Below are 24022 nucleotides of genomic sequence, written 5' to 3'. Positions count from 1 at the left end.
GTTCTGCGATGAAAGCCTTCATCAGTTTACTCTATGTTGTGATAGTCTTTACGGGGCTGTCTGCGTTCGCGCGCGAATCTTTGCTTACCGCTTACGTACCAGCTGATGCAATTGTCTTCATCGCTACGCCGGATCTCACAGAGTTCGACTCACAATGGTCCGCGACGAGTTTCGCTCACCTATGGCAAAGCGAAGACTTTGCTGACTTTAGAAAAGCATTTCATGAAGCGACACGGATCAGTTCGGGAAGCGAGGTATCACTCCTCGGCATAAGCTGGCAGCAACTCCTTAACATCGCCTCGGGGGAAGCGTGCTGGGCGCTGGCGCCACTGGGAGATGACGTAGGTTTTCTGCTGTTGGTAGACGTCTCCGGCCACAAGGACGAAGCTACCCAACTCGTCGCCGAGTTACGAGCGCAGGCGACTTCCCGCACTTACTTCCTCGAAGAAGGCATACTCGGCATTACCAATCGGCAGGAATTTGCCATTGCACCGTCCGAGAGTTTGGCGTCAAACGAACAGTTTGCAACCGTTGCAGAACACTCTTATTCTACTGCGGCAATGCTCACTTGGTACCTGAAGCCCTGGGCATTCCGATCGCTCGCCATGCGGTCTGGTTCCGAGGAATTGGGACAAACTTGGCAGTTGCTCGCCGATAACGGATTCAAGGTTGTTCAGGCCATAGGTGGAGCGATGACTCTGAGCACAAACGAATATGATGTTGAAAATCAGTGTTTCATCTATGCACCTGGTGAACGGCAGAAAGCTTCGAGATTACTTGATTTCGCGTCGCTCCGAGACGACCCACTTCCCAAATGGGTCCCTGGCGAGATCGACTCTGTGTCACGGATCCAATGGAACCTCGCAGGTGCGCTTGCTGGCTATGGTTCTTACTTTGATGCAGCCTATGCCGAGGAAGTCGAAGGAACATTTGATGCTGTTCTAGATGACATTCTCAAGGAGCCAACGGGTCCCCAGGTCGATGTCATGGCCCTCATGGGAATACAAGCCGGTCCAGTGCTGCGGCTCTCAAAAACTCTCGACGATGGTCTCACGGCAACCGTTTATGCCGTAAGGATCTCCGATGAAGAAAGGATGGTCGATGCCCTCCAGCGGATGTTTGGCCCGGACAAAGGTGTAGAGAAAAAGTCCGCGAGCTCATTTGAATTGTGGGTTTTCAAAGATGCCATTACCGATCCCGACGTGGGCCAGCCAATGGGCCCCGACCTTGCAAATTACTCTTTGGCGGCAGCCCATGGATACTTTTTTGTTGCCACCTCTGAAGACGCTCTTATAGCCCTTCTTGAAGACAAACCAAGCACCAAGCAGTTCCACAGTGAAGAACTTGAACGTCAATTGAAAGACCATCTCGCTGAAAACACGATCCGAACGCACATTTCTCCGAGTGCCGCTGGGTTGCGTCCAATATACGAAGGTCTTCGCAAGCGGGGTGAAGTCGACTTGGGCCAACTCCTTGGAGATCCTGAGAGTGAACAGCACGTTCTCAATTTAGCCCAACTCCCAAATAGTAATGTCCTCCCCAATTTCATCGCCTCCGGCTTCGGGTTTGTCAATCAAACTGAAGATGGCTGGCTACTACAAGATTTTGTAGGAAAGGAAGTAAAGTAACATCATGATTCGAACTTTTCTATCTACTGGCTTAATGCTCCTGGTTGTATTCGTTTGTGCTGCGTCTGCCTATTTGCCGGATGCTATCAACGCACCGGAAGAGCCAACTTCGGCAGAGCCTGTTTTGGAAGTACCCTCTTCGACAGAGCCTGTTCCAGAAGTGCCCACTTCGGCAGTGCCGACTGAGAGACAGCCACCTCAGGAAGAGTCCGCTCCGAAAGGGCCCGCTTTAACAGTGCCCACTTCGACAGAATCCGCTTCTACAGGATATCGGTTTCCCAATGTCCATCTCGAAGCGTCCGAGGACCTGCTAAATGCTGCTCTTGGCTCGAATACCCGGACTCAGGGGCCCTTTAGCGAAATCATCAGAGGTTCCCGCTACCGAGGCATGAGTACGCGAGATACTCAACTTAATATTCGCACACTGCCCGCAGAGAACGCAATTGCGCTCGGCCTCGACTTAAATGTAACGGTCAAGTCCAACTCTCGCACAACTCAGCAAAGAACGACTGTCTCGAGCGCAAGCACCACCCACATCAACGCCATCAAACAAGCTTCCTATGATGATAATGGTTGGGTACTCAAACCAACCGAGGCAAACGCGAGAACGAGCTCTCGAATCACTGGTGTTAGGTCCAACCGCATAATTGGCCGTCGGATTGCGCAGCGTCGAGCACGAAGTAGTGCCTATCAGCAGAGCGGGTCTGTGCGATACAGTGTTGCCCGTCGTGCCGAGCAGCGAACTCGCTCAGAGTTTGATAGCACTACCCAAGAAATGCTTGACTCGTGGGAAGAAGACTTGGATCGTAACTTCCGTCAGCCTCTCATCGAGCGCGGACAACTTCCACAACTGATGTCAAAACGCTCCACTGACGACCGTATAGAACTTACCTTTCTCCAGGCTACTGACGACGAACTCGGTGCCCTAACCGAATTTCCAACGCCCCTCGAGCAGCCACAAACTCGCGATATGGTGCTGAGACTGCATCACTCGGCCCTAAATAACTTTGCAGATGGAATGTTCGGCGGTCGCAACTTCCGCGAAGACGAGGTAGCTGAAGAACTGGAAGAACGTCTTGGACGAAAACTCCCAGGGCTCGAACCTGAGGATTCAGCAAATCTCTGGTCTATCGACTTCGCGGATGAGAAACCACTTCGTTTCGAGTTCCAAGAAGGCGTTGCTACGGTGATACTGGAGGCGCGTGGATTTACAGTTGGTCAGAAGAAGATTCCCGGTGCTCGACTGAGCGCCGCATATGAACTTAGCACTTCTGAAGGTAAGCTTCTCGGCACGCGTCTTGACCGCATAGGGATCTCACCGCTCGGCTCTGAAAATGAAGTCGGAAAAGTAGGGGTCCGCTTTCAGGTTTTCCGTAGCATGCTTCGCCGCCGCTTTGAGCGAGTCTTCCCCGCCGAATTCGAGATGATCGAATTCCCCACTCCTTCGACTTGGCCTGCCCGTGCCAGCCTTCATTTCGCTACTGCTTCCGCCGAAGATGAGTGGCTACAACTAACATGTGATCTGCCCGGGAAGGAAACTAATGGTACATCCGACCAAGCAGTACAGAGCGTTGTGACATTCATGATTGCGAGATTGTCCTCAATACAAAACTTGATTGCACCAAATGGTTGGCAAGAGTCCTTAGAACCCTTCAACCTTTTCGCTCAAGACTCACACCCTATCCCTTAATCCGCCTCACATAGGCAGCCAACAACTCGCGAGCCGCCGTTTCATCAAGTTCATGTTGGTCCCAGTGCAGATTGACAGTCGTGTCATAGGCATAGTTGGCGATGATTATAGAAACCCGCGTCCCCGGCCGGACTGGTGGCACTCCAGTAATTCGTTCCAAGACCGCGCCACCCGAAATCCACTTTCGATGCTCGTGCTTAAGGGGCAACCTTGCTAAGGCTCTGCCTGAATTGCTGAGTACCGCCGTAGCGAAGGATTTATTTCCTCGCAAGACTCGGCGCATGAAGCCAGGAAACTGGTAGGCATATCCCAGACCACCGATGAAAAAGAGCGGTAATCGCCACTTCTTAACAGCCTCCAACTCCTTGTGTATTCCAGGCAGAAGAGCTGTCGCGTTGCTACACTCATTAGGATTGCGCTGCAAGAACCAAAAACCCAGCACATTTGCTGCGGGAAGTCGTTGGTCGCTCCGGGATCTTAAACTGACTGGCACATTCACGACGAACTGGCGATTCTTACTACCACACTCCTGGTTCCACTCCTTTAGCGTCACTAAGAACTCTGCAAGCAACAGATCATTGATACTCGAATCCGCCTCGACAGCCCGCTGCAGCAAGCTATTGCGATCTTTCTTGCTCAATACGTGCGTGACATATCCGAGGTCAGCACTACCTGCTGGTTTCAGTTCTCCGTTACGCGGCGAGGCTACTACGGCTGGTCGGCACATCATGCGACCCATCCAAAATCGAGCAGTCCGCCAGGCATCCCCCCAATTCGGAGTATAACCAGCTTCTGTGAGTCCATAGTCGCCACGCATCTTCAGCCGGTCTGCTTCCAGAGGCTCTAGCTTCGATACTGGATTTTCGCCTGCTACTGCTGAGTCGTAAGCCACCAGTAAGTCAGCAACAAACTGCAAAGCACCTAGGGCATCACAGCAGGCATGATGAAATTGCAACACCAATCGACTGCGCTCAACGGTCGTCCTCACGGAGAGACGCACGCCGATTCGCTTCGTAAGATCCATGAAACGCATTCTTGCAATATCGATCGATGTCAAATCGTCACGCCAATCGAGAGTGAGTGACTTATCCTGTGCGGCGATCCACTGGGGATATCTACCTAAATCATCAACGTTCGCTGCCAACAGCGGATGGCGATCAAGACAAACGTGAATCGCAGTCTCCAGCGATTCGCGATTCAGAGGCCCCCGAAACACGAGTTCCATTGGAAACGTCGTAGGATACTCTGGGCGATCGTCGCACCAGTAGTAGAATTCAAAAGGCGTTAGGGGCAAAGGAAACAGCTCGTCGGCCATGGCTTTCTTTGCCTTCTATTGGCCGTGCCGCGGTGCGGCGCATGGCCCCTTTGGAAAAATGTAATGTGCTATACTCTACCAGGACATGAATTGCCTGACACCTGATACGACCGTTGGTATAATACTAGTTTACTTGCCACAACAACTTGATGGCAAAAAAATCATTTCTCCAGGACTTGCCATGTCGATCGACTATGCTTGCCAGGGTGCCGTAGGCTATATAACGCTAAATAGCCCACCTGGAAATAACTACGACCTCAGTGGCATGAAGGAGCTCGACCAGGCGATTCAAACCGCGGCCAGTGACACCGCCTCGCGGGTGATTATTCTACGGAGTGGCATTCGAGCACTCTTCTGCCTAGGAGCCGATGTTCGCTATCTTACCGAAACCCCAGAGGAGAATAACCTCCTCCTTGCCCAGTGTGCCCACGCTACACTCAGCAGAATTGCCGAAATCCCCAAACCATTCATCGCGTTGCTCGAAGGGCATACGCTCGGCGGTGGTTTGGAAATTGCGCTCGCCTGCGACTTCCGCTTTGCTGCGATAGGCAACTATTTCATTGGCCTGCCCGAGGCAGGTCTCGGCATCATGCCTGGGAATGGCGGAACTCAAAGACTCGCGCGTCTCGTAGGTCCCACGAAGGCCATGGAACTCTTATTCGATGCTCGCCGCCTCAAGCCTTCCGAAGCTCATGAGCTGGGCATCGTGGACCGATTGTTTCCGCTCCCTGATGCTGCGCGCAGCACCCACGAATATGCCGAGCAGCTCGCCCAAGGTGCGAGTGCCGCGATCGGAGCAATTAAGCTTGCCGTTTGGCAAGGCATCGAGCATCCGCTCAAACAAGCCCTCGATATTGAGATGCGGCACGCCGTCCCTTTGCTCACTCACCCTCAGTTTCTTGAAGGGGTGCAAGCTTTCAAAGAAAAACGACCTCCCAGATTTCACCTGTAGGAAGTATTTCCACAATCCTTCTAACAGAGTTTCGTGAGACTCAATTCAACTCACTATTGAAAGGCGTAAGACGCCACTGACCGTACGGGTTGTACATCGGTGCGTGCTCGGGGAATCGGTCGTACGGTTCGGAATGAACGATGAATGTAGGGAGCACAGGGTCGCCAACGACTTCGCCTTCGTGAAGCGTGTTGCCGCTGAATGCTGTATAGCCGAGAAAACTGTGGAGCGTGCGATAGTCGAACTCGTCGTTGCCCGTCAATGGAATAATCGCTTCACGGAACCCCAAGATGTGCATGCCGACCGAATAGAGCTCCTCATTGGCGCGCACCGTGCTGACGAAAGCCCAATAGACGCCACCACTGTCGGCACTTTCGCGGAGGGTTAGCCAGTCACTCGCGCCGTGGGCAATGCCACTGTTGTCCACAAACACTCCTGCGCCACCCGCTGCGATGACGGCGGCTCCTGCAGCCATTAGCTCAGTGGCCGCGGCGATGCTCCCACCGCGACCCGTCACACAGACGTTCACCTTGTAGTCTTCAATCGCTTTACGCTCCGTTTCGCTCGGCAGCTTGGTACAACTACTGGCGAAGACACCGGCAAATTCTTGGTCTGCTGGCAAAGCGTTGAGTTCATAGGACGACCCATCCGCAAGTACAAGTCTATCAGAAGTTAGATCACATCCACGCGGCAATCGTTCGGCAAACTCCTCGGGACCCGACCAACTACCTGGGATTCGCAATGTCACTTCGGGAACATCGATCAAGTTTTCATCGTTGGCTCTCATGCGAACTATTGTAAGACCCTGCGACGAAGGGAAAACCCAGTTCTTTACTTTGAACTCGAAGAATTGGGTAACGTCGAAACGTAGAGCACCGTGGCTAGAGGAATCCGAGTTTGAGGTCATATGGCCAGCAAGGTGAATAGTTGCCGAATACGTGGTTATTCGTGACAATGGAACCATGAAACAACTATTGAGATTATTGCTGGCACTTCTTGCTGCTTTGGGAGTATCCCCCACTCAGACATTCTCCTGGTTCGAGTCAGGCCATCATCTCGTGGCCTTATTGGCATTTGATCAACTCACGCCCCATGAGCAACAGCAACTACTTGAGATTCTGGCAGCTCACCCCCGCTATCACGAGGATTTTACACCTCCCGTGACAATCAGCGATGCCGATCGGTGGAGGATTGGCACAGCAGGCTACTGGCCCGACATTGCCCGGGATCAACCGATCTACAATCGTCCATCTTGGCACTATCAACTCGGGGCTACGATCAAGCTTGGCGATCTGACTCGATTGAGTGTCCCCGAGACTCCTGGCCCGTTGCCATTGGATGCGTCGCTCGATACTCAAGAGCTTTACATTGCGCAAGCGATCGAACTCTGTAAGAAGATTTTTGCCTCCAGAGAAGGACGACCCAGCGACCGAGCCCTTTCCCTCTGTTGGTTGGCACATCTGGTCGGAGATGCTCACCAACCATGCCATGCAGGAAGCCTCTACGCCGAAGGTTTATTTCCTGACGGAGATCGGGGGGCGAACCGAATTCCGACGCTACAGAGTGAAAATATGCATGCTCTTTGGGATTCGTTGCTTGGCGCAGAATTCAATGAAGAACAACTTGAAAAACAATTGCGGTCTATCAGTGAAGACCCGCGCTATGTCAGATTTGGGCTAAAGAGCCTTGAAGATTCCGCAGCTTCTCACCCCTTGTGGTGGCTAGGCGAGAGTCGCACGCTGGCACAAGATTTTACCTACTCTCATGAAGTTTTAGGGCCTCTGAAGGCCGCTATCAAAGAGCGTGCTTCATTGCCTACGCTCTATCTGTCTCACCAGTACGTTGAATTTGCCAAGAAACTTGCGCATGTGCGAGCCATACAGGCGGGCTTTCGCTTGGCCGAGGTTTGGCGAGAAGGCTTGGCGAATCCGTAATTGAGCCAAAGTGGGGAGAAGCCATCGTTGGCAATTTGTTAAAAAGGGAGATTGGCCACGTTCAAGCCGCCTCGCATCAATCCGCGTTCTTTACCAAGGCCCGGCCGGCATTCGTAGTTCCCAGTTTTCCGTCTTCAATTGCCACCTGTCCGTTGACGAATAACCAGCGCACTCCTGTGGATTGTTCAAATGGCTCTTGATACGTAGCGTGATCGCGAAACGTGGCAGGATCGAATGCCACGACGTCGGCGAAGTAGCCCGGCTTCAAGTAGCCTCGGTCGGGCAAATTCAAGATGTCGGCAGGCAGGCCACTGGCACTACGAATCGCATTTTCTGGAGCAAGCACCCCTTCCTCAATGGCAAAGTAACCGATTTTTCGGGGGAAGGTACCAAAGCTGCGAGGATGCGGGCGCGTCCCATCATTGACTTTCACTCCACCGTCCGAGGCTGTGGCAACCCAAGGAAGCGTCATTACATATCGCACGTCTTCCTCGTTCATGCTGAAGCTCACACCTTGTTCATCTCCGGAACGCAGAACCTCGAGTGCGATTTCGGCTGGTTTGCGATTCTCGGCCTTTGCCACTTCGCGAATCATTTTGCCAACCCAGGAAGGATGCTTGGGACAGCGGGCAATCATCACCGCACCCCTTGCTTCGAGAGATTCTTCAATGAGCTTCTGCAGCCGTGGCACCTGCTCAGGATCATTGAGCCGCTCAAGCAGCGCTTTTTCTCCCCCTTCGCGTTCCTCATCGGGCAGCAACATAGCAGTAATGGTTGTGCTACTGGCATCATAGGGGTATTGATCAGCAGTCACTTGCATACCCTCTGCTCTGGCTCGTTCAACAAGAGCCGCTGCTGCACGGACTTTCCCCCAATTCGGGCGTTGGCTCGATTTGAGATGTGAGATATGTACGGGCAAGTTTCCCTCTCGTCCAATCTCAATAGCCTCCTCGATGGCCTCCAACAAGAAATCCCCCTCATTGCGAATGTGACTGGCGTAGATGCCTCCGTGCTGACCAACAACTCTTGCGATTGCCGCAATTTCTGCACTGTCGGCAAATGAACTAGGGACATACTGCAAGCCGGTCGTCATTCCCCAGGCTCCCTCTTCCATGGCCTGATTAGCCAACTTCTTCATTTCTGCCAGCTCGGTATCCGTCGGCGCTCGACGGGTCGAGCCGATCACTTTTTCACGCAATTCACCTTGCGGCAAAAGTTGAGCGACATTCAACCCGGGGGACGCTTCAGTCAACGAATCGTAAAATTCTCCGACAAGCAATGCTCCGCCACCACAATTGCCTGTGACCAAGGTCGTGCAGCCCTGCCTGAGATAGCATTCCGCATCACGTGTGGAATCTGCCAGTATGGGACGCGAAGTTTTCGTCTCGCCTGTTTGGTCGTCGGTAACCTCGATCGAGGAATCGCTGTGGTTATGCAAGTCGATAAAGCCGGGAGCGAGGATCAGTCCTTTACATGAGATGGTCTTTCCTATCGAACCTCTCTCGAAGTCGCCAACAGCAATGATCCGGTCACCAAGAATGGCAACACTGCCGACACGACTGACTTCTCCTGAGCCATCCATGATCTTTCCATCAACCAACAAATAATCTGCATCAACTGGTTCGGCTACGGAATGCGAGATCCCAGGACTCAGAAAGAGTAGCCAGGAAAACAGGAATGGGACCGACGAACTTCGCAAGTGAATTATGTACTGCATGAAAGAATCCTAACTATCCCTTTTTGTCTCGCTGTCGCAACATGTTATTCCTAGTAGAGTATTCAATCATTTTGTCTTCCATACTGGATCGTGGTGCGATTCTTCCGCCGAGGCAAACCAACGGGTAAGCGTCATTTTTTGGCGAGTATAAAAATGCACACTCTCGGTTCCTTGAATGTGCAAGTCGCCAAAGAAGGACTGATTCCAGCCGGTGAATGGGAACCACGCCATGGGGGCTGGCACGCCGACGTTGATGCCGATCATGCCCGCGTTGAAATGGTGTTTGAACTGGCGTGCGGCATAGCCGCTTGAGGTGAAGATCGATGCCCCATTGCCATAGGGGCAGTTTCGTCCCACTTCGAGCGCACTCTCCAAATCATCCACACGAATCACTGACAGCACGGGACCAAATATCTCTTCCTGTGCCACCCGCATCCCTGTTTCCACCTGATCCAACACGCTGGGACCCAAGAGAAAACCGTCGCCATCAAAATCCCGACGACCATCAAGCGCCACTCGTGCACCATCGGTCGCTGCAATGTCCAAGTATCCCGCCACCCGCTCCAGGTGTTCACGGCGGATCAATGGCCCCATATCGACACTCTCATTGCCGTCGGTTGGACCGACCCGAAAACCTCCTGCATGATCACACAAACCTTCCACTAGCGGATCAGCTACTTTGCCGACGGCTACTGCCACGCTCCCCGCCATACAGCGTTGTCCCGCGCAGCCATAGGCAGATGCCGACAAGGCCTTCACCGATTGGTCGAGATCGGCATCAGGCATGATAATCAGATGATTCTTCGCACCGCCCGCGGCCTGCACTCGCTTGCCATTCTTTGTTCCGGTTTCATAGATGTACTTGGCTATCGCCGTCGATCCGACGAATGAAATCGCGGCTACTTGCGGATGAGTGAGCAACACCTCAACACAATGCCGATCGCCATGCACAATGTTGAAAACTCCAGGCGGCAGACCCGCCTCGGTCAACAACTCACCCAGTCGAACAGATGACAGAGGGACTTTCTCCGATGGCTTCAGCACAAATGTGTTGCCGCAGGCGATCGCCACGGGAAACATCCACAAGGGCACCATGAAAGGAAAATTGTAAGGTGTAATACCAACACACACCCCGACGGGGTGTCTAACCGTTTCGGCATCGACACTCGAAGCGATGTTAGATAGCGTGTCTCCCATCAGCATTGTGGGAACACTGCACGCGTATTCGATCATCTCCATCCCGCGTTGCACTTCCGCTCGAGACTCAGGAAGCGTTTTGCCATGCTCGCGTGTGACCAATGCAGCAAGCTCCTCAAAATTCTCAGCGACCAGATCGCGGAAGCGAAACATTACTCGGGCCCGTTCTACCGCAGGAGTTTCGCCCCAAGCTGGCAAAGCCTCGGCCGCTGCTGCGACCACGCCGGCTGTTTCGTCGGTGTTGCAAAACGGCACTCGAGCAATCACCTGACCTGTGGAGGGATTGTAGACATCGCCTCCCGCATTGCTGGAGTGTTTGTGCCACTTGCCAGATTGAAGAACGGGAACGACGGGTATGGCGGCATCTGCGACGCTAGACATGATTTCACCTCTAAGTGAATGATCTGCTTCTATGGAAAAGCTTTTAGTTGAAACGCTTGCGGGTATACACCATTGACAATAGCAATGGGTAGTAGTCAGCTAGAATTCATACGGTTATCATACCCTAGTGAATTCGGTACTTACAGTCGTAGTTAGACATTTAACTGCCAACTTGCGGTTGGTACGTATGGTCTCGTTAAGTTCCTTTGCCTGATTTTATGAGGAGGCATTCCGATGCCCAGAAATGTCCGCGGTGCCTTGATTCAAGCGACCCTTTGTGAGCCGGTCACCTCAGGTGTTGAAAAAGTGAAGCAGGCGATGATCGACAAGCATGTCGACCTGCTCGCCCAGGCTGCCGATAAGGGGGCCGAAGTCGTATGCATGCAGGAACTTTTTTATGGCCCCTATTTCTGTGCCGAGCAGGATCCCAAGTGGTATGAACTGACAGAAAGAATACCAGACGGTCCAACCACCAAGCTGATGCAAGACCTGGCCAAGAAGCATAAGATGGTCATCGTTGTCCCCATGTACGAGGAAGACCTCACTGGCGTGTATTACAACACAGCGTCAGTCATCGACTCGACAGGCGAGTACCTCGGCAAATTCCGCAAGATGCACATTCCCCATTGCAATCCTGGCTTTTGGGAAAAGTTTTACTTCCGTCCCGGCAATTTAGGGTACCCAGTGTTCGAAACGAAAGTTGGCAAAGTCGGTGTCTACATTTGCTACGACCGCCACTTTCCCGAAGGAGCACGCTGCCTGGGACTCAACGGAGCCGAAATTGTTTTTAATCCGTCGGCGACCGTTGCAGGCTTGAGCGAGTATCTATGGAAGATTGAACAGCCTGCACACGCTGTGGCAAATCAGTACTACATGGGTGCCATCAATCGCCCTGGCTTTGAAGAACCCTGGCGAATCGGCGAGTTCTATGGCCAAAGTTATTTCTGCGACCCCCGCGGCCAGTTCGTCGCCCAAGCCGACCGTTCCGGCGACGCCATCGTGATTGCCGACATGGACCTGGACATGATCCGCGAGGTGCGCAATACCTGGCAATTCTTCCGCGATCGACGGCCGGATAGCTACGACGAGATTGTGGCTGGGTGATTTTAACCCTCAGGATCATCCAAGATTGCTTGTAATCTCATTGCAAGTTCTGGTGGAAACTTAGCAATCCAGGAGTTGTCGATGAGGCCGGCTTGGATCAAATCTTGTATGTGGACTTGATCCTTGCGTCGAAAAGAGGTCAGCTTCATCATCAAGAGCGGTTCCAGGTCAAGCAATCGATAGGAGTCGTGACTCGCAGAGATATCCAGAGAAGGAGCGGGTGAAAGATCATCTCCTCGTACCTTTTCACCTGCATACAGAATATGCAAAGCATCTCGCGCGCGGGCACCAGGGCCATCGAGAAACATGTCAATGCTCTTTACATGGCGATAAACGAATCCGGCTTTTTCCAAAGCTGCTTTCACTAAATCAAAATCTGTACGGTTGACCAGCAGATCAACGTCTACAGTATTGCGGGCGATCGTAGGGTCGACTTTCGAGACCCAGGCTCCAACTGCATTGCCACCAATTACAGCATAGGGCACATTTGCTGCCTCCAAGGCAACGGTAGCCCTTCGCAAACGATCACGTACGTTCTCCACTGCCAAAACCATCCTATCTAAGACGTCTTCGCCAAAAGAAACCACTGTTGGTGTTCGTTCGCTGGTACTCATGGATAACCTCCTGCAGCCCTATCACATTTTAACAGGTTTCATCTTCATTAGCACCAGATACGCCACAAACGACACCCCAAAACTGATGAACCAGGCGTAGTGGTAGAGATCAGCCCAAAACACGGGGACAGATTCTTTCCAATGATCAGATACCGCGGCAAGAAATCCCGGCACGCAGGGCGCAATACCGAGCACCATCGCGATGATCGCCATGGGGTTAAATCCTCTCCGATACCAGTAGGGTCCCTCGCGGCGGTAAAGCCCGTCCAGATCAAGTTGAGTCTTTCGTAGAACTAGATAGTCGGCAAGCAGTACGCCTCCCACGGCTCCCAGCAAAGCTGAGTACGCCACCAACCAGCGAAAGATGTACCCGGTGGGATCGGCGATCAATTTCCAAGGTTGCATCAGTATCCCGATCAATCCCGTGATGAATCCCCCTGTGCGAAAAGATATCCACCGAGGGGCAAGATGGGCAAAGTCGTTGGCAGGACTAACAACGTTGGCGGCGATGTTAGTGGCGAGCGTGGCGATGCAAAGCGCTACCATCGCCACGACAAGCACAACGGGATTTTTGAATTTGGTGAGCAAGATGACGGGATCCCAAATAGTTTCGCCATAGATGACCGCCGTCGCTCCGGTGACAGCAATCCCGATGAACGAAAACAACGCCATCGTAGTTGGCAGTCCCAATGCCTGGCCCAGTGCCTGATCGCGCTGTGAATAGGCATAGCGGCTAAAGTCAGGAATATTGAGCGAAAGTGTCGCCCAAAATCCGACATTCGCTGTCAGAGAAGCAAAGAAGAAAGGCCAAAACATTCCAGCCTTCGAGCCGCCTACTTCAAAGGCCGAGGGTTTCGAGAGCATGGTTCCAAATCCATTGGCCTCATCGTAGGCCCACGCTAAGAGTGCGAGGCCCAGCCCAATCAAAAGGGGCGCTTTGATGTTCAAGAGAACTCGAATCGATTCCACACCCATGTAGATCACCCACATGTTGATAGCCCAAAAAAACATGAAACAGGCGACCTCCGCGAGATTGATATCGATGAATGGGAGGTTTTCCAACGAACTCCACGCGGGCACGAACGAGACGATGATTTGGTAAATCGCTGCCCCGCCAATCCAAGCTTGAATACCAAACCACCCGCAGGCTACCAGCGCCCTAAGCAATGCCGGCACGTTGGCACCAAGAATTCCAAACGAGGGCCTGCAATAGACAGGAAAGGGTATGCCGTATTTCGTGCCAGCATGTGCGTTTAGAATCATGGGAACAAGAACGATCACATTGCCGAGGAATATCGTGATAATTGCTTGCCACCAATTCATTCCTTCATCAATCATACCCGAGGCGAGCATATACGTCGGCACGCAAGCCGCCATCGAGATCCATAACACGGCCATGTCGCGGGTCGACCACCTTCGACCAGAGCGCGGAACTGGGGCCATATCATGGCTATAGTATGGGGAATGCGACAGATCGGTCGTAAGTTCTTGGATCCCATCGTCGTGCGCGACTTGGTCAGCCGATGGATTGGCCATGTTCTTCGTTTCCTAAATATTCAGAATTGATCGGCAAGCTAAAGAGTTTGGAATCGCAAATTGTGAAAGCGAATAAGCGTTTCCCGCAAAGTAGCCTTTTTGGATGCCTCCAGTTAATTCACTGTGCTGGGCAGGGTCAATGGCAGTCGTTAGAATTAGGAGAGAGATTCTCCGTCCCTTATCCTCTCTCTCGCTGAGGAATCGCAATGAGTGCCACCAACGATAGCCTACAACTCCCCATCTGCGATCATACTCCTACGCCCTACGAAGGCCCAACGCGAGACGAGGTCATTGCCCTACGGCACCAGTATGTATCGCCCGGCGTGCTAACTTACTATCAAGATCCCCTCATGATCGTCGAAGGGAATATGCAATATCTGTGGGATGAAAAAGGTAAACGCTATCTCGACGGCTTCGCAGGGATTGTCACCGTAAGCGTCGGCCATTGTCATCCAACGATTATTGAAAAAGTACAAGCACAAACGGGGCGCCTGCAACACACGACCACCATCTATCTGCACCCTGCGATTGCCCAATTTGCTGAGAAGCTAGCCAGCAAGATGCCGGAAGGGCTCACCCGAAGCTACTTTACCAACAGCGGCAGCGAAGCAAACGAAGTAGCGATTCTCTCAGCCCGCGAATACACTGGCAATGAACCGGTGATCGCCTTACGCAATGGCTACCACGGCGGCACTTCGATCCCCATGGGGCTCACAGCCCACGGCAATTGGAAGTTCAAATCCAATCCGCAGCTCAACGTCCTCCACACCAACCCGGGGTATTGTTATCGCTGTCCTTACGACTTGGAATATCCTTCCTGTGATCTGAAATGTGCCTACGACGTGAAGAATGTAATTCAATATCAGTCACCAGGCGAAATCGCCTGCTTTATCGGCGAACCAATTCAGGGGGTCGGCGGCACAGTCACGCCCCCTAAAGATTTCTTCAAAGTGGTTTACGAAATCGTCCGTCAGCACGGCGGCCTCTGCTTTGCCGACGAAGTCCAGGGTGGCTTTGGCCGTACAGGACACCACTACTGGTCCCACCAGAATTACGACGTGGTCCCCGACGGTATCTCGATGGCCAAAGGTATTGGCAATGGAATTCCTCTAGGTGGCTTCACCACCTCCGAGCCAATCTCTGAAGTGATGAAGAACCGCATCCACTTCAACACCTTCGGTGGCAATCCGATCAGCATGACCCAGGGACTCGCCACGCTAGAAGTTATCGACGAACAAAACATCCAGCAGAATGCCCTTGAAGTCGGTTCGCATCTTAAGAATCGGCTTTTGGAATTGCAAGAAAAGCAACCGCTCATCGGTGAAGTCCGTGGATTAGGCCTTATGCTCGGTGTGGAACTCGTGCGGGATCGAAAGACCAAGGAACCCGCCAATACGGAAGCAGCCGCTGTAATGGAAGAGTGCAAAAACCGCGGCCTGATCGTCGGCAAGGGTGGCCTCTTCGGCAACACCTTGCGTATCAAACCCCCCATGTGCATCACCAAAGAAGATGCTGACTTCATGGTGGAATGCCTTGACGAAGTGCTGAACACAATTCAAATCAAATAACCGCGCTGCTAGGCATCGCCGGCCCATCTGCTAGCACCCCAATCATTTCTCTGAGCGCATCTGCTCCAAAATGTCGATGCAACAGTGACGTCCTATTCTGATGCGCCGCTGGTGCGCATCGGTAATTCATGGCTTTCAGGGGGGAACTACTGCCATGTCACGCATGAAATGTGCGGCTACGCTATTAGCGATGCTGCTTTTTACAGGCTGCAAAATGTGTTGCAGCTATACCGATTATGGAAAGCCTGTTCTCGACGGGCCTTATTCCCACGTGCAGGGAAGGGCTGGATCGGTTCTCTCGGGCGGCTATCAATCTGCAGCCTACGGCCCAGCTAGGGAATTGCCACCGTTGGGCGATCCAGTTGGTGTTCCAATTCCTGAGGTAATGGAGTAGCGGCGGTAGGTTTGTCCGCCGGCAAAGCCTGTCGGTCATTGAATTGGGTGGGGTCAAAAGGATCTCGCGCCCCAGAGTGTCTGGATTTAGCACCTTCATGCTGTTGCTGCGCGATACTTCCCGAATTCGTGGCAGATTCGTTTTGCTTTGTCCCAGTGTATAATGACTCCTCCATATCGATCTGCTCGCTGACAAGCTGCGTAAACCATGCTCTCAGGATGGCTACTTGCCGCGGCGTGAATGCCTCAGATTGCTTCTGTCCCTCTTTGCCATGCACCGCAAGCCCGCGAGCCAACAGAGGACTCGATTCTGAATCATCAAAGCTAAGTTGTCGCACAACTGAATCTAGGTTCTGCTGAATCAGGTCAGGATTTCCAATTCCCGCGAGTGCTTCACGATCCAATTGCATTTTGGATGACGAGCCCGGATAGTGGCAGCCTCCAGTAGCACAAGTGTGAATCAACATCGGCTGAATGCGCCGTACGAATTCCACTCGTGCCCACTGCGGAATCTCGTGAGCAGTTGAAACAGTTGTGACCTGTGTGGACTCACTTTCTGTTGGATTTGTGGCGGGCTCCAATTCTGTATCGACAATTTTGGTATTATTAGATCGCAATTGATCGACCTGCCTCGTAAGAACTTCCAGCATCCGATGTTGCGAATCGAGTGACCGAGCCAGCGAGATTTCTTCCATGGCATGCTCCAACATCCCTTGTTGCACACACCACTGGGCTAGCTCAACATGCGAGTCAACCGAGTTTCCCCGACTTCGTTCCTGTCGGCGTTCGTAAGCTTCGTCTAGGTTTTTGCAGAAAAAATCAACCTGGGTCACTCGAACCTGCAATTCGCCTTTGGGCAGCATGACGCGATAGTGTTCGCCCTCCAGGCTGACCACACCTTCTAGGACGCTCCCGTTGGTGAGAACCAAGAGGCCAGCTTGAGGGGCACTCTCAGATGCTTCAGTGGGGGAGAAGATTCCTGCGACTATTGTCAGGAGGACACCAGCTAAGAACAAGCGCAGTCTTAGATACTGACTTCTAGCGCCCCGAGCTGGTAATCTCCCATCCATGGTTCGCTGAGGCTACGAAACCCTGTGTAGAGGGTCAAGATGGCCTTAGCCTCTATCTCTAGACGGGAACCTAGGTTGCAACCTGGAATCCCTATAGCCTGAGCCTGACGTATTTCAGCCAAGCCTGGAACAAGCCCCCTCCGCTAGCTATATTAGAATGTTTGCAGTTCTCAATATGAGAAGGCGTGAGTGCAGAAAAGGAATGGATAGATGGACCTCGAAAGGCGCCAAGTCTTCTATTCTGGCCGAGTGCAGGGAGTAGGTTTCCGCTACACAACGAGGAAAATAGCCAACAATTATGCTGTCACCGGTTTTGTGCAGAACCTTCCCGACGGTCGAGTGGAACTGAATGTCGAAGGAACGACCGAAGAATTGCAGGCATTTTTGCAAGCGATCGACGAACGACTAGCTAATTGCATTCGTAGCACTGCTGTCGACCGACGTCCTCCCACCGGAGAATTCCACACATTTCGCATTCGCCATTAGTCGTATTTATACCTAGTTTCGTCCCATAACACTTACATTCATCTAGCTTAGTTGGCAACTCTATGTCGAATCTCTCCATCTGGCTCAAACCAATCTGGCTACTCTCACTGGGCACCACTGCTGGACTGGCAATTCTGATCGTTCTTTGGGGAATTCTCTACCTTGTGAATCGCCGCGCTGCGATTGCCGTGGGGAATTCTGTCCGGGAAGGCATTCTCCTGCCAGTAACCTACACCTTGGCGGCTTTGGGATTCTTGGCCCTGTTGGCTACGCCAACCATGGATCCCAGTGAGTTGGTCAACTCACTCAAGCGACTTACTGACGTAGGCCAAGTTGAGATCACCGAAACGATACCAGCTAATACGCCAGACTACCCAATTGAAATCTCTTTCCGGCCTGATGAACTCCAAGAATACTCTTTTGACAGCGATCAAGACTTGGCAATCAACGTCGAAAAGGGCAAGGGTTACATAGAACCCGTACTGCAGATCGAAGGTAATCAACTTTATCAATGGTCCCCTGGCAGCAGCTTGCCACGTGGCTTCGAAGACGAAGTAGATACTCTTTATTTCACCAATGAAACCGATCTACCCAGTAAGATGACAGCAATCATCACCAGCGATGTTGCCATGCCAGAAGTCCACTATCTCCCCTTGGCAGCGTTAAGCGTAATAGGATTGTATCTCGGGTATCTGCTGATTACTCTCCTCGCTCCCAAGGCCGCAATCATCGCGTCCGCTACCTCGAAAGAAGCAATCTCCCAGCCGCTCTTCTTGCTGCTAATCTTAATTGGAATCGCTGCCTTGGTGCTGTATGTCTATGTGCCCTACAACACCTTTGGCGAAGACGTAAAGATGCTCAAAACCTCCGGCATGGCGACCATCAAAGTCCTGGCCATCATCTTTGCCCTTTGGACCGCAAGTGTGTCAGTCGCAGACGAGATCGAGGGCCGTACTGCGCTCACAGTACTTTCCAAACCAGTAAGCCGCCGCCAGTTCATTCTCGGCAAGTTTCTCGGCATTGTTTGGCCAATTCTACTTATGTTTCTCATCCTGGGAACAGTATTCCTCCTGACCGTCTCCTACAAAGTCGTCTACGACGCCCGCGAATCGGCAAAGACGACACCCATCTGGAACGACTGCTTCATCGAGGTGGTTCGCATTATTCCAGGATTGATCTTGGCCTTCTACGAAGCCGTGGTCATGGCCGCTATCAGTGTGGCGATCTCAACACGGTTGGCTATGCTCCCCAACTTGATTATCTGCGGCTCAATCTACGTTCTCGGCCACCTCGGTCCGTTGATCGTGAAATCTTCCGCTGGAGAAATTGTATTCGTTAAGTTTATCGGACGGCTCATATCAATTGTCCTCCCAGTACTCGACCACTACGAAATCGAAGGCGCGATTGCTGGCGCTTCGTCCGTTCCTTCGGAGTATTTGCTGCTAGCCCTGCTCTACAGCCTGCTCTACTGCGCCGCTGCCATGCTGCTCGCATTGCTATTCTTCGAAGACCGCGATTTGGCATAGAAATCTGGTCGCATCATAGACTGCCAGCACCGCGGTATCGGCAGAATTGGTCTACAGTCCGCAGGGTGAGTTAGCCGATACTATCAATACAAACGGGAGGGCGAAACACAGCCGTGTTTTGCTTCAGGATAGAGGTCAGGGCAAGACGACGGATCGACTTGCCCTGACCTTTTTTTGTTGGCGCGGCGAACCAGCAGCAAGATAATAGTTGAACCATGAAACTGCTACTTTGGCACACACATGAGAAGGTGCTCCAACAAGGATTAGTTTACCGGGGCTTCACTGACAACAAAAATTTCCAGCAACTTGCAATGATCGCAGTTTGACGCACATTTAGCTCAATATTAGACTTGTATTATGTCAACTATCGATCAAATTAACGATTTTGCCGCTTTCGCACTGACCATAACTAAGCGGGAAGGTGACGACATTTCGCTCGACGTTATCTATGATCGCTGGTGGCAAGAGCGACACGGCGGTGAAGACCTTCTAGCGATTCAAGAAGCACATGCAGAATATGAATCGGGTCACCGTGGTGAGTTAGCCCGCACGGAGCTTGCAAATTTCCGAGCGGAACGCTCAGCAGGAAAAAAGGCTTGAGCTACACTGTACGGATCCTCCCTGTCGCAGCTCAAGAGCGTAGACGAATCTTTGATTACATACATGATCGCTCACCTCAAAGTGCCGAGAGTTGGGAGGCTGCATATGAAGCAGCCCTCACACGACTCGAAAAGGATCCGCAAATCTACGGATTAGCTGAAGAGAGCAATCACTTCGATTTCGCACTGCGGCAACTTCTGTTTAGAACTCGCAGTGGGCTTACCTATCGGCTCCTATTTCGGGTAGATGAAGACCAGGTGACGATCTATCGCTTGCGTGGGCCGGGCCAGGCACCACTGAAGGATCATTAGTTCAGCAGATCGCTTCCTTCAAGAATCTCTACCTCGGCCAAGTCTGGTTGATAGTCGCTTGGAGGGACGGGAGGCTCCGTGGGAACGGCTGTCCGTTCACCCTGCACGCACCCGGGGCAGACACAGTGTTCACATCCACAACAGTTCACGAAAACGCTGTTTTGAAAGCCACAGGGCATGTTGGGGCAACGCATCGTGTCGTAGTACCAACGCATGACGCCGACGTGGTTGGAGATGCTCAGGTCAACGATGCCGAGCACTGGGTGGTCCCCCTCAACACAGTAGTTCCTAACTCCCGGGCAGCAGACTTCTTCACCGTAGCCACTGATGCCGGGGGCCCAGTAATTCTCGACGATCCGCGCATGGTGGGAGACGGCCAGTTTACAGAAGATCTCATCGTGCATGCCAGTTGGTGGGTCGAGCAACGTCAATTGGGCAAAAGGTCCTTGATCGCTCATGCAACAAGCAGTTTGTGCGGCAGCAAGTGTGCCGAGGCTATGGGCGATTATCTGTGTGCAGCGGGGATTTACGCCGCGTGCTCGGAGGGCACAAGCCAACATGCGTCCTTGTTGTCGTCCCACACGCTGGGGCTCGTCCTTAAAGGTGGAGATCTTTACGGCATTCCAGTCCCAACTGAGAATGTTGTAGCTGTCGCCGCAACGGCATCGGAGGGCCTGTGCACTGGATGAGCCAAACGTCGTATGGATCTTGTTTGGCAATGGGTTCCAGCCATGCGTGATGACAATCGTCGGCTTCGACGGATCGATGGGATCGCACGGATTGGCCCCGCAAGAGTAATTCAATAAGACGCCGCACCGACCGTTACCACCTTTCTGCAGGACAGCCGTATTGAGGCCGCAACCTACCGAAAAAGTAAGCAAGGTGAGCGCAAGCATTTGGTTGCGTTGGCGAGTGTCCATCCTTGGACCTGTTAAGCTTTGAAGACTGTGCTGGTTGTGGCACCAGAGGGTGCGGGTGGGGTAAACTCTACCGGCGCGCTTCCATACGGTCGGGAGGGTTGTAGTATTGGTATCGACGTCTGTGAGGTAAACTCTCCAGCGTCAAATCGACTTGTTCCCAGGCACTGCCTGAGAATGCTATGCCCAACAGGTACCATCTCTGGGAAAGCAGCCCGCCTACAACGTGGCTTGAAGGTGTGAAAAAGAAGGAGGCGGAGCCTCGAATCCATCGCGTAACTAGGCTGAGCCTAGGCACGAGAAGACAAAAGGACCACTAAAAATGGCAAAACATTCCTTTCAGGGTTTCCCTGCGGACTTGGTAAAGTTTCTCGGCGAACTTTCTCGCCACAACAATCGCACGTGGTTCGAGGCAAATCGCCAGCGGTATGAAGACTCGGTTCGCGGGCCTGCACTCGAGTTCATTGCGGCGATGGCCGGGCCGCTTATGAAGCTCTCGCCGCATTTCGCTGCAATACCGAAAAAGGCCGGCGGATCGCTCATGCGGATTCATCGCGATTTGAGGTTTTCGAAAGACAAGAAGCCCTACAAGACGAATTTGGGGATCCATTTTCGCCATGTAGCAGGAAAAGATGTTCATGCCCCGGGTTTCTACTTCCATGTTGATCCGCGGGAAGTGTTTCTCGGTGCGGGAGTGTGGCATCCCGATTCAGAAACACTCAGCAATATCCGCGAGGCGATTGACGACGAGCAAACCGCATGGAAACGGGTCAAGGGTAACAAGGCTTTCCGGGCTCAGTTTGAACTAGGAGGCGAGAGCCTCAAGCGGCCACCCCGGGGATACGAGGCCGATCACCCGCTCTTAGAGGATTTGAAGCGGAAGGATCACATTGCTCTTTGCAGTTGGGATCATGAGGACTTGCTGCAGCCGACAATAGTGCAGGATATGATCGCGGTGTTTCGTACCACGAAGCCATATATGGCATTCTTGTGCAAGGCGATTGGGGTGAAATTTTAGCGTCGACGATGCTTTCTCAAAAAAGAGGTATTGACGTGTCACGACTGTACTAATACAAATAATACAGTGAGGCACTCATGCAATTCCAATGCGATACAGCCAGTCGGACCCCGATTTACCGCCAGTTGACCGATCAGGTCCGCGCGGCCGTGGCCAGGGGTCGTATCCAGCCTGGGGATCGGCTCCCCTCGGTGCGTCAATTATCGCGGGAACTGGTGGTGAATCCAAACACGGTTGCCCGGGCCTATACCGAGCTAGAACGCGAGGGGACGCTGGTCACTCAACAGGGGCGCGGCGTGTTTGTCGCCGAGCCGCGAAATGATCTCACCAAGCGGGCCAGGCAAAAACAACTCGAAGAACATCTCGACCAACTTTTTGTCGAAGCGGTCCATCTCGGTTTTTCTGCCGAGGAACTCCTTCAGCTCATCCACAAACGGCAGGAGCGATTTACGTTTTCTGTCGAGGAGAATCCCTCATAATGCCTAAAGAGACATCTGATGCGATTCGCACCCATCGTCTGACAAAACACTACGGCTCGCAGCGAGTGGTCGATTCACTCAACCTGCGGGTCCAGCGGGGACAAGTCTATGGATTCCTCGGCCGGAATGGGGCAGGTAAAAGTACCACGATCAAGATGCTGATGGGCATGGTCCAGCCCGACAGCGGCACGGCGGAGCTCTTGGGTGAACCGGTCGCTGAGATTACGCCTGAAACCCGCGCGCGGATTGCGTACATCGCTGAAGGCCATCCGCTATACAACTGGATGACCATCGGGGAAGCGGTGCGGTTTACGCGAGCATTTTATCCCCTCTGGAATGACACGCTCGTCGAACAGATTCTCGATCACTTTGAACTACCGACGAAGCGAAAACTAAGGCGGCTCTCCTGCGGACAGCGGGCGCAGGTGTCACTGGCGCTGGCAGTCGCCCCTGAGCCTGAGTTGTTGATCCTCGACGATCCTACCCTGGGGCTTGATACCGTAGTCCGGCGAGATTTCCTCGAATCCTTGATTCAAATCATTCATCGCGAGGGACGTACAATCCTGTTCAGTTCACACATCCTAGGAGATGTCGAACGAGTGGCTGACCGCATCGGCATCCTGGTCGATGGCGTTTTACGTGTCGATTGTCCTACCGATCAGTTCCGCGAGTCGGTGAAAAAACTGGTGCTCGATTTCACGGGTCCAGCCCCAGAGGGGTTTGCTTGCCCGGGACTCGTACAAAGCTGGAATCTGGGCAATCAATTGGAACTCGTATTGGTAGGCTACGACGATCTTCAGCGGTCGGCAATCGAGGCACTCGGACCGCGGAACATCGAAGTCGTCGACTTGAACCTAGAAGAAGCCTTTATCGAATACACTCGCGGCCGCCGCCGGTCGCTACCCCTCTTTGGACAGGAGAAACGCGATGCTCAAAGCACTAGCGATCAAGGAGCTGCGTGAGTCGTTGGGGATCGTTGCCTTGGCGGTATTAGGATTGGGGTATGTATTTCTCGATCTAATTGGGGTCGCGTTGCTCCCTTGGACCTATGCGGGACAAACCTACTTTCCGTTCTCGGCCGGCGCTCAAACCTTTAGTCAGTCGCTCTGCTTGGGGGCCTTTGCACTGCTCTTGGGTTTCCGCCAGACTGCCTGGGAATTGCATAACGGTACGTTTTTCTTTGTGTTGCATCGACCATTACCGCGCAAAATAGTGTTCATCGTCAAGCTACTCGTGGGTACTGTTTTGGTGCTGCTCCTAAATGCAGTCTTCATTGGCATTTATGGGTGGTGGGCGGCTACGCCCGAGACGCAACCAACTCCGTACTTCTGGTCGATGACATTGCCTGCCTGGAAACTGGGGCTGGCGATCATACCTGTGTACCTGGGAGCCTTCCTGAGTGGTATGCGACCTGGTCAGTGGTTTGGTTCGCGACTTCTTCCAGCCATCGCTGGTATCGCTGCAGGCTATGCCGTTCATCTGATGCCTTGGTGGTGGTTGTCGGCGATTATTTGGCTGGCATCGGTGATCTGTTTCACGGTCAGTATTTTCTACTACGCTGGTGAGCGAGACTTTTAGAGGAAATG

At 52.7% G+C, this 24022-nt stretch carries 22 protein-coding genes; 14 read left to right on the top strand and 8 right to left on the bottom strand.

Going from position 1 to position 24022, the window contains the following annotated elements:
- Positions 1-8 precede the first annotated feature (8 nt).
- Complete coding sequence (locus Pr1d_RS11405; RefSeq protein WP_148073642.1) at positions 9-1628, top strand: hypothetical protein; 1620 nt, start codon at positions 9-11, stop codon at positions 1626-1628.
- A gap of 4 nt (positions 1629-1632) precedes the next feature.
- Positions 1633-3318 (top strand): hypothetical protein, encoded by a 1686-nt coding sequence (locus Pr1d_RS11400; protein ID WP_148073641.1) that lies wholly within the window; start codon positions 1633-1635, stop codon positions 3316-3318.
- Here the strand turns inward: Pr1d_RS11400 and Pr1d_RS11395 are convergent.
- Positions 3308-4633, bottom strand: coding sequence for a condensation domain-containing protein (locus Pr1d_RS11395; protein WP_148073640.1), 1326 nt, complete (start codon positions 4631-4633; stop codon positions 3308-3310). The two genes, Pr1d_RS11400 and Pr1d_RS11395, sit on opposite strands and share 11 nt — an antisense overlap.
- Before the next feature lie 85 nt (positions 4634-4718).
- On the opposite strand from Pr1d_RS11395, the gene Pr1d_RS11390 reads away from it, so the two are divergent.
- The gene (locus Pr1d_RS11390; RefSeq protein WP_210417959.1) at positions 4719-5585 is read left to right on the top strand and encodes an enoyl-CoA hydratase/isomerase family protein; all 867 of its coding nucleotides are present in this window, start codon (positions 4719-4721) and stop codon (positions 5583-5585) included.
- A 40-nt stretch (positions 5586-5625) separates the two neighbouring features.
- Here Pr1d_RS11390 and Pr1d_RS11385 read toward each other — a convergent pair whose 3' ends face one another.
- The gene (locus Pr1d_RS11385) at positions 5626-6372 is read right to left on the bottom strand and encodes a hypothetical protein (protein ID WP_148073639.1); all 747 of its coding nucleotides are present in this window, start codon (positions 6370-6372) and stop codon (positions 5626-5628) included.
- A gap of 175 nt (positions 6373-6547) precedes the next feature.
- Between Pr1d_RS11385 and Pr1d_RS11380 the strand changes: the two genes are divergently transcribed.
- Positions 6548-7519, top strand: coding sequence for a S1/P1 nuclease (locus Pr1d_RS11380; protein ID WP_148073638.1), 972 nt, complete (start codon positions 6548-6550; stop codon positions 7517-7519).
- A gap of 76 nt (positions 7520-7595) precedes the next feature.
- On the opposite strand, the gene Pr1d_RS11375 is transcribed toward Pr1d_RS11380, so the two are convergent.
- Both Pr1d_RS11375 and Pr1d_RS11370 read right to left on the bottom strand, forming a co-directional pair.
- Positions 7596-9236 carry an N-acyl-D-amino-acid deacylase family protein gene (locus Pr1d_RS11375; protein ID WP_148073637.1) on the bottom strand — a complete coding sequence of 547 codons (1641 nt, stop codon included), beginning with the start codon at positions 9234-9236 and terminating at the stop codon, positions 7596-7598.
- A gap of 66 nt (positions 9237-9302) precedes the next feature.
- On the bottom strand, positions 9303-10814 hold the full coding sequence (locus Pr1d_RS11370; RefSeq protein ID WP_148073636.1) for a CoA-acylating methylmalonate-semialdehyde dehydrogenase: 1512 nt from the start codon (positions 10812-10814) through the stop codon (positions 9303-9305).
- A 234-nt stretch (positions 10815-11048) separates the two neighbouring features.
- Here Pr1d_RS11370 and Pr1d_RS11365 point away from each other — a divergent pair, with 234 nt between their 5' ends.
- Positions 11049-11918: a nitrilase-related carbon-nitrogen hydrolase gene (locus tag Pr1d_RS11365; RefSeq protein ID WP_148073635.1), complete on the top strand. Its 870-nt coding sequence runs from the start codon at positions 11049-11051 to the stop codon at positions 11916-11918.
- Positions 11919-11920: 2 nt separating this feature from the next.
- Here the strand turns inward: Pr1d_RS11365 and Pr1d_RS11360 are convergent, their stop codons facing one another.
- Both Pr1d_RS11360 and Pr1d_RS11355 read right to left on the bottom strand, forming a co-directional pair.
- Complete coding sequence (locus Pr1d_RS11360; RefSeq protein WP_210417958.1) at positions 11921-12532, bottom strand: nucleotidyltransferase family protein; 612 nt, start codon at positions 12530-12532, stop codon at positions 11921-11923.
- Positions 12533-12553: 21 nt separating this feature from the next.
- On the bottom strand, positions 12554-14068 hold the full coding sequence (locus Pr1d_RS11355; RefSeq protein WP_148073634.1) for an NCS1 family nucleobase:cation symporter-1: 1515 nt from the start codon (positions 14066-14068) through the stop codon (positions 12554-12556).
- Positions 14069-14274: 206 nt separating this feature from the next.
- On the opposite strand from Pr1d_RS11355, the gene Pr1d_RS11350 reads away from it, so the two are divergent.
- The gene (locus tag Pr1d_RS11350; protein WP_148073633.1) at positions 14275-15636 is read left to right on the top strand and encodes an aspartate aminotransferase family protein; all 1362 of its coding nucleotides are present in this window, start codon (positions 14275-14277) and stop codon (positions 15634-15636) included.
- Between the two features lie 332 nt (positions 15637-15968).
- Here Pr1d_RS11350 and Pr1d_RS11345 read toward each other — a convergent pair whose 3' ends face one another.
- A complete protein-coding gene (locus Pr1d_RS11345) occupies positions 15969-17045 on the bottom strand; it encodes a hypothetical protein (protein ID WP_148073632.1) in 1077 nt (358 codons plus the stop codon).
- Between the two features lie 264 nt (positions 17046-17309).
- Here Pr1d_RS11345 and Pr1d_RS11340 point away from each other — a divergent pair, with 264 nt between their 5' ends.
- The 4 genes from Pr1d_RS11340 to Pr1d_RS11325 all read left to right on the top strand — a co-directional run bounded on the left by Pr1d_RS11340 (position 17310) and on the right by Pr1d_RS11325 (position 20022).
- Entirely contained in the window at positions 17310-17585 is a 276-nt protein-coding gene (locus Pr1d_RS11340; protein WP_148073631.1) for an acylphosphatase, read from the top strand.
- Positions 17586-17647: 62 nt separating this feature from the next.
- Complete coding sequence (locus tag Pr1d_RS11335; RefSeq protein WP_148073630.1) at positions 17648-19111, top strand: ABC transporter permease; 1464 nt, start codon at positions 17648-17650, stop codon at positions 19109-19111.
- A 357-nt stretch (positions 19112-19468) separates the two neighbouring features.
- Positions 19469-19711: a hypothetical protein gene (locus tag Pr1d_RS11330; protein WP_148073629.1), complete on the top strand. Its 243-nt coding sequence runs from the start codon at positions 19469-19471 to the stop codon at positions 19709-19711.
- Positions 19708-20022 carry a type II toxin-antitoxin system RelE/ParE family toxin gene (locus Pr1d_RS11325; protein ID WP_148073628.1) on the top strand — a complete coding sequence of 105 codons (315 nt, stop codon included), beginning with the start codon at positions 19708-19710 and terminating at the stop codon, positions 20020-20022. The genes Pr1d_RS11330 and Pr1d_RS11325 overlap by 4 nt, the downstream gene beginning before the upstream one ends.
- Here the strand turns inward: Pr1d_RS11325 and Pr1d_RS11320 are convergent.
- Positions 20019-20942, bottom strand: a complete 924-nt coding sequence (locus Pr1d_RS11320; protein ID WP_148073627.1) for an alpha/beta hydrolase family protein — start codon at positions 20940-20942, stop codon at positions 20019-20021. The genes Pr1d_RS11325 and Pr1d_RS11320 overlap by 4 nt on opposite strands.
- Positions 20943-21261: 319 nt before the next feature.
- Here Pr1d_RS11320 and Pr1d_RS11315 point away from each other — a divergent pair, with 319 nt between their 5' ends.
- The 4 genes from Pr1d_RS11315 to Pr1d_RS11300 all read left to right on the top strand — a co-directional run bounded on the left by Pr1d_RS11315 (position 21262) and on the right by Pr1d_RS11300 (position 24014).
- Positions 21262-21957 carry a DUF2461 domain-containing protein gene (locus Pr1d_RS11315; protein ID WP_148073626.1) on the top strand — a complete coding sequence of 232 codons (696 nt, stop codon included), beginning with the start codon at positions 21262-21264 and terminating at the stop codon, positions 21955-21957.
- Positions 21958-22034: 77 nt separating this feature from the next.
- The gene (locus Pr1d_RS11310) at positions 22035-22436 is read left to right on the top strand and encodes a GntR family transcriptional regulator (RefSeq protein ID WP_148073625.1); all 402 of its coding nucleotides are present in this window, start codon (positions 22035-22037) and stop codon (positions 22434-22436) included.
- Complete coding sequence (locus tag Pr1d_RS11305; RefSeq protein WP_148073624.1) at positions 22436-23398, top strand: ABC transporter ATP-binding protein; 963 nt, start codon at positions 22436-22438, stop codon at positions 23396-23398. The genes Pr1d_RS11310 and Pr1d_RS11305 overlap by 1 nt, the downstream gene beginning before the upstream one ends.
- On the top strand, positions 23364-24014 hold the full coding sequence (locus tag Pr1d_RS11300; RefSeq protein WP_148073623.1) for a hypothetical protein: 651 nt from the start codon (positions 23364-23366) through the stop codon (positions 24012-24014). The genes Pr1d_RS11305 and Pr1d_RS11300 overlap by 35 nt, the downstream gene beginning before the upstream one ends.
- The last annotated feature ends 8 nt before the right edge of the window (positions 24015-24022 follow it).

Source organism: Bythopirellula goksoeyrii (genome assembly GCF_008065115.1).
Taxonomy (GTDB): Bacteria; Planctomycetota; Planctomycetia; order Pirellulales; family Lacipirellulaceae; genus Bythopirellula; species Bythopirellula goksoeyrii.
The sequence above is the reverse complement of the archived record's forward strand: the minus strand, read 5'-3'. Positions and strand labels throughout refer to the sequence as shown.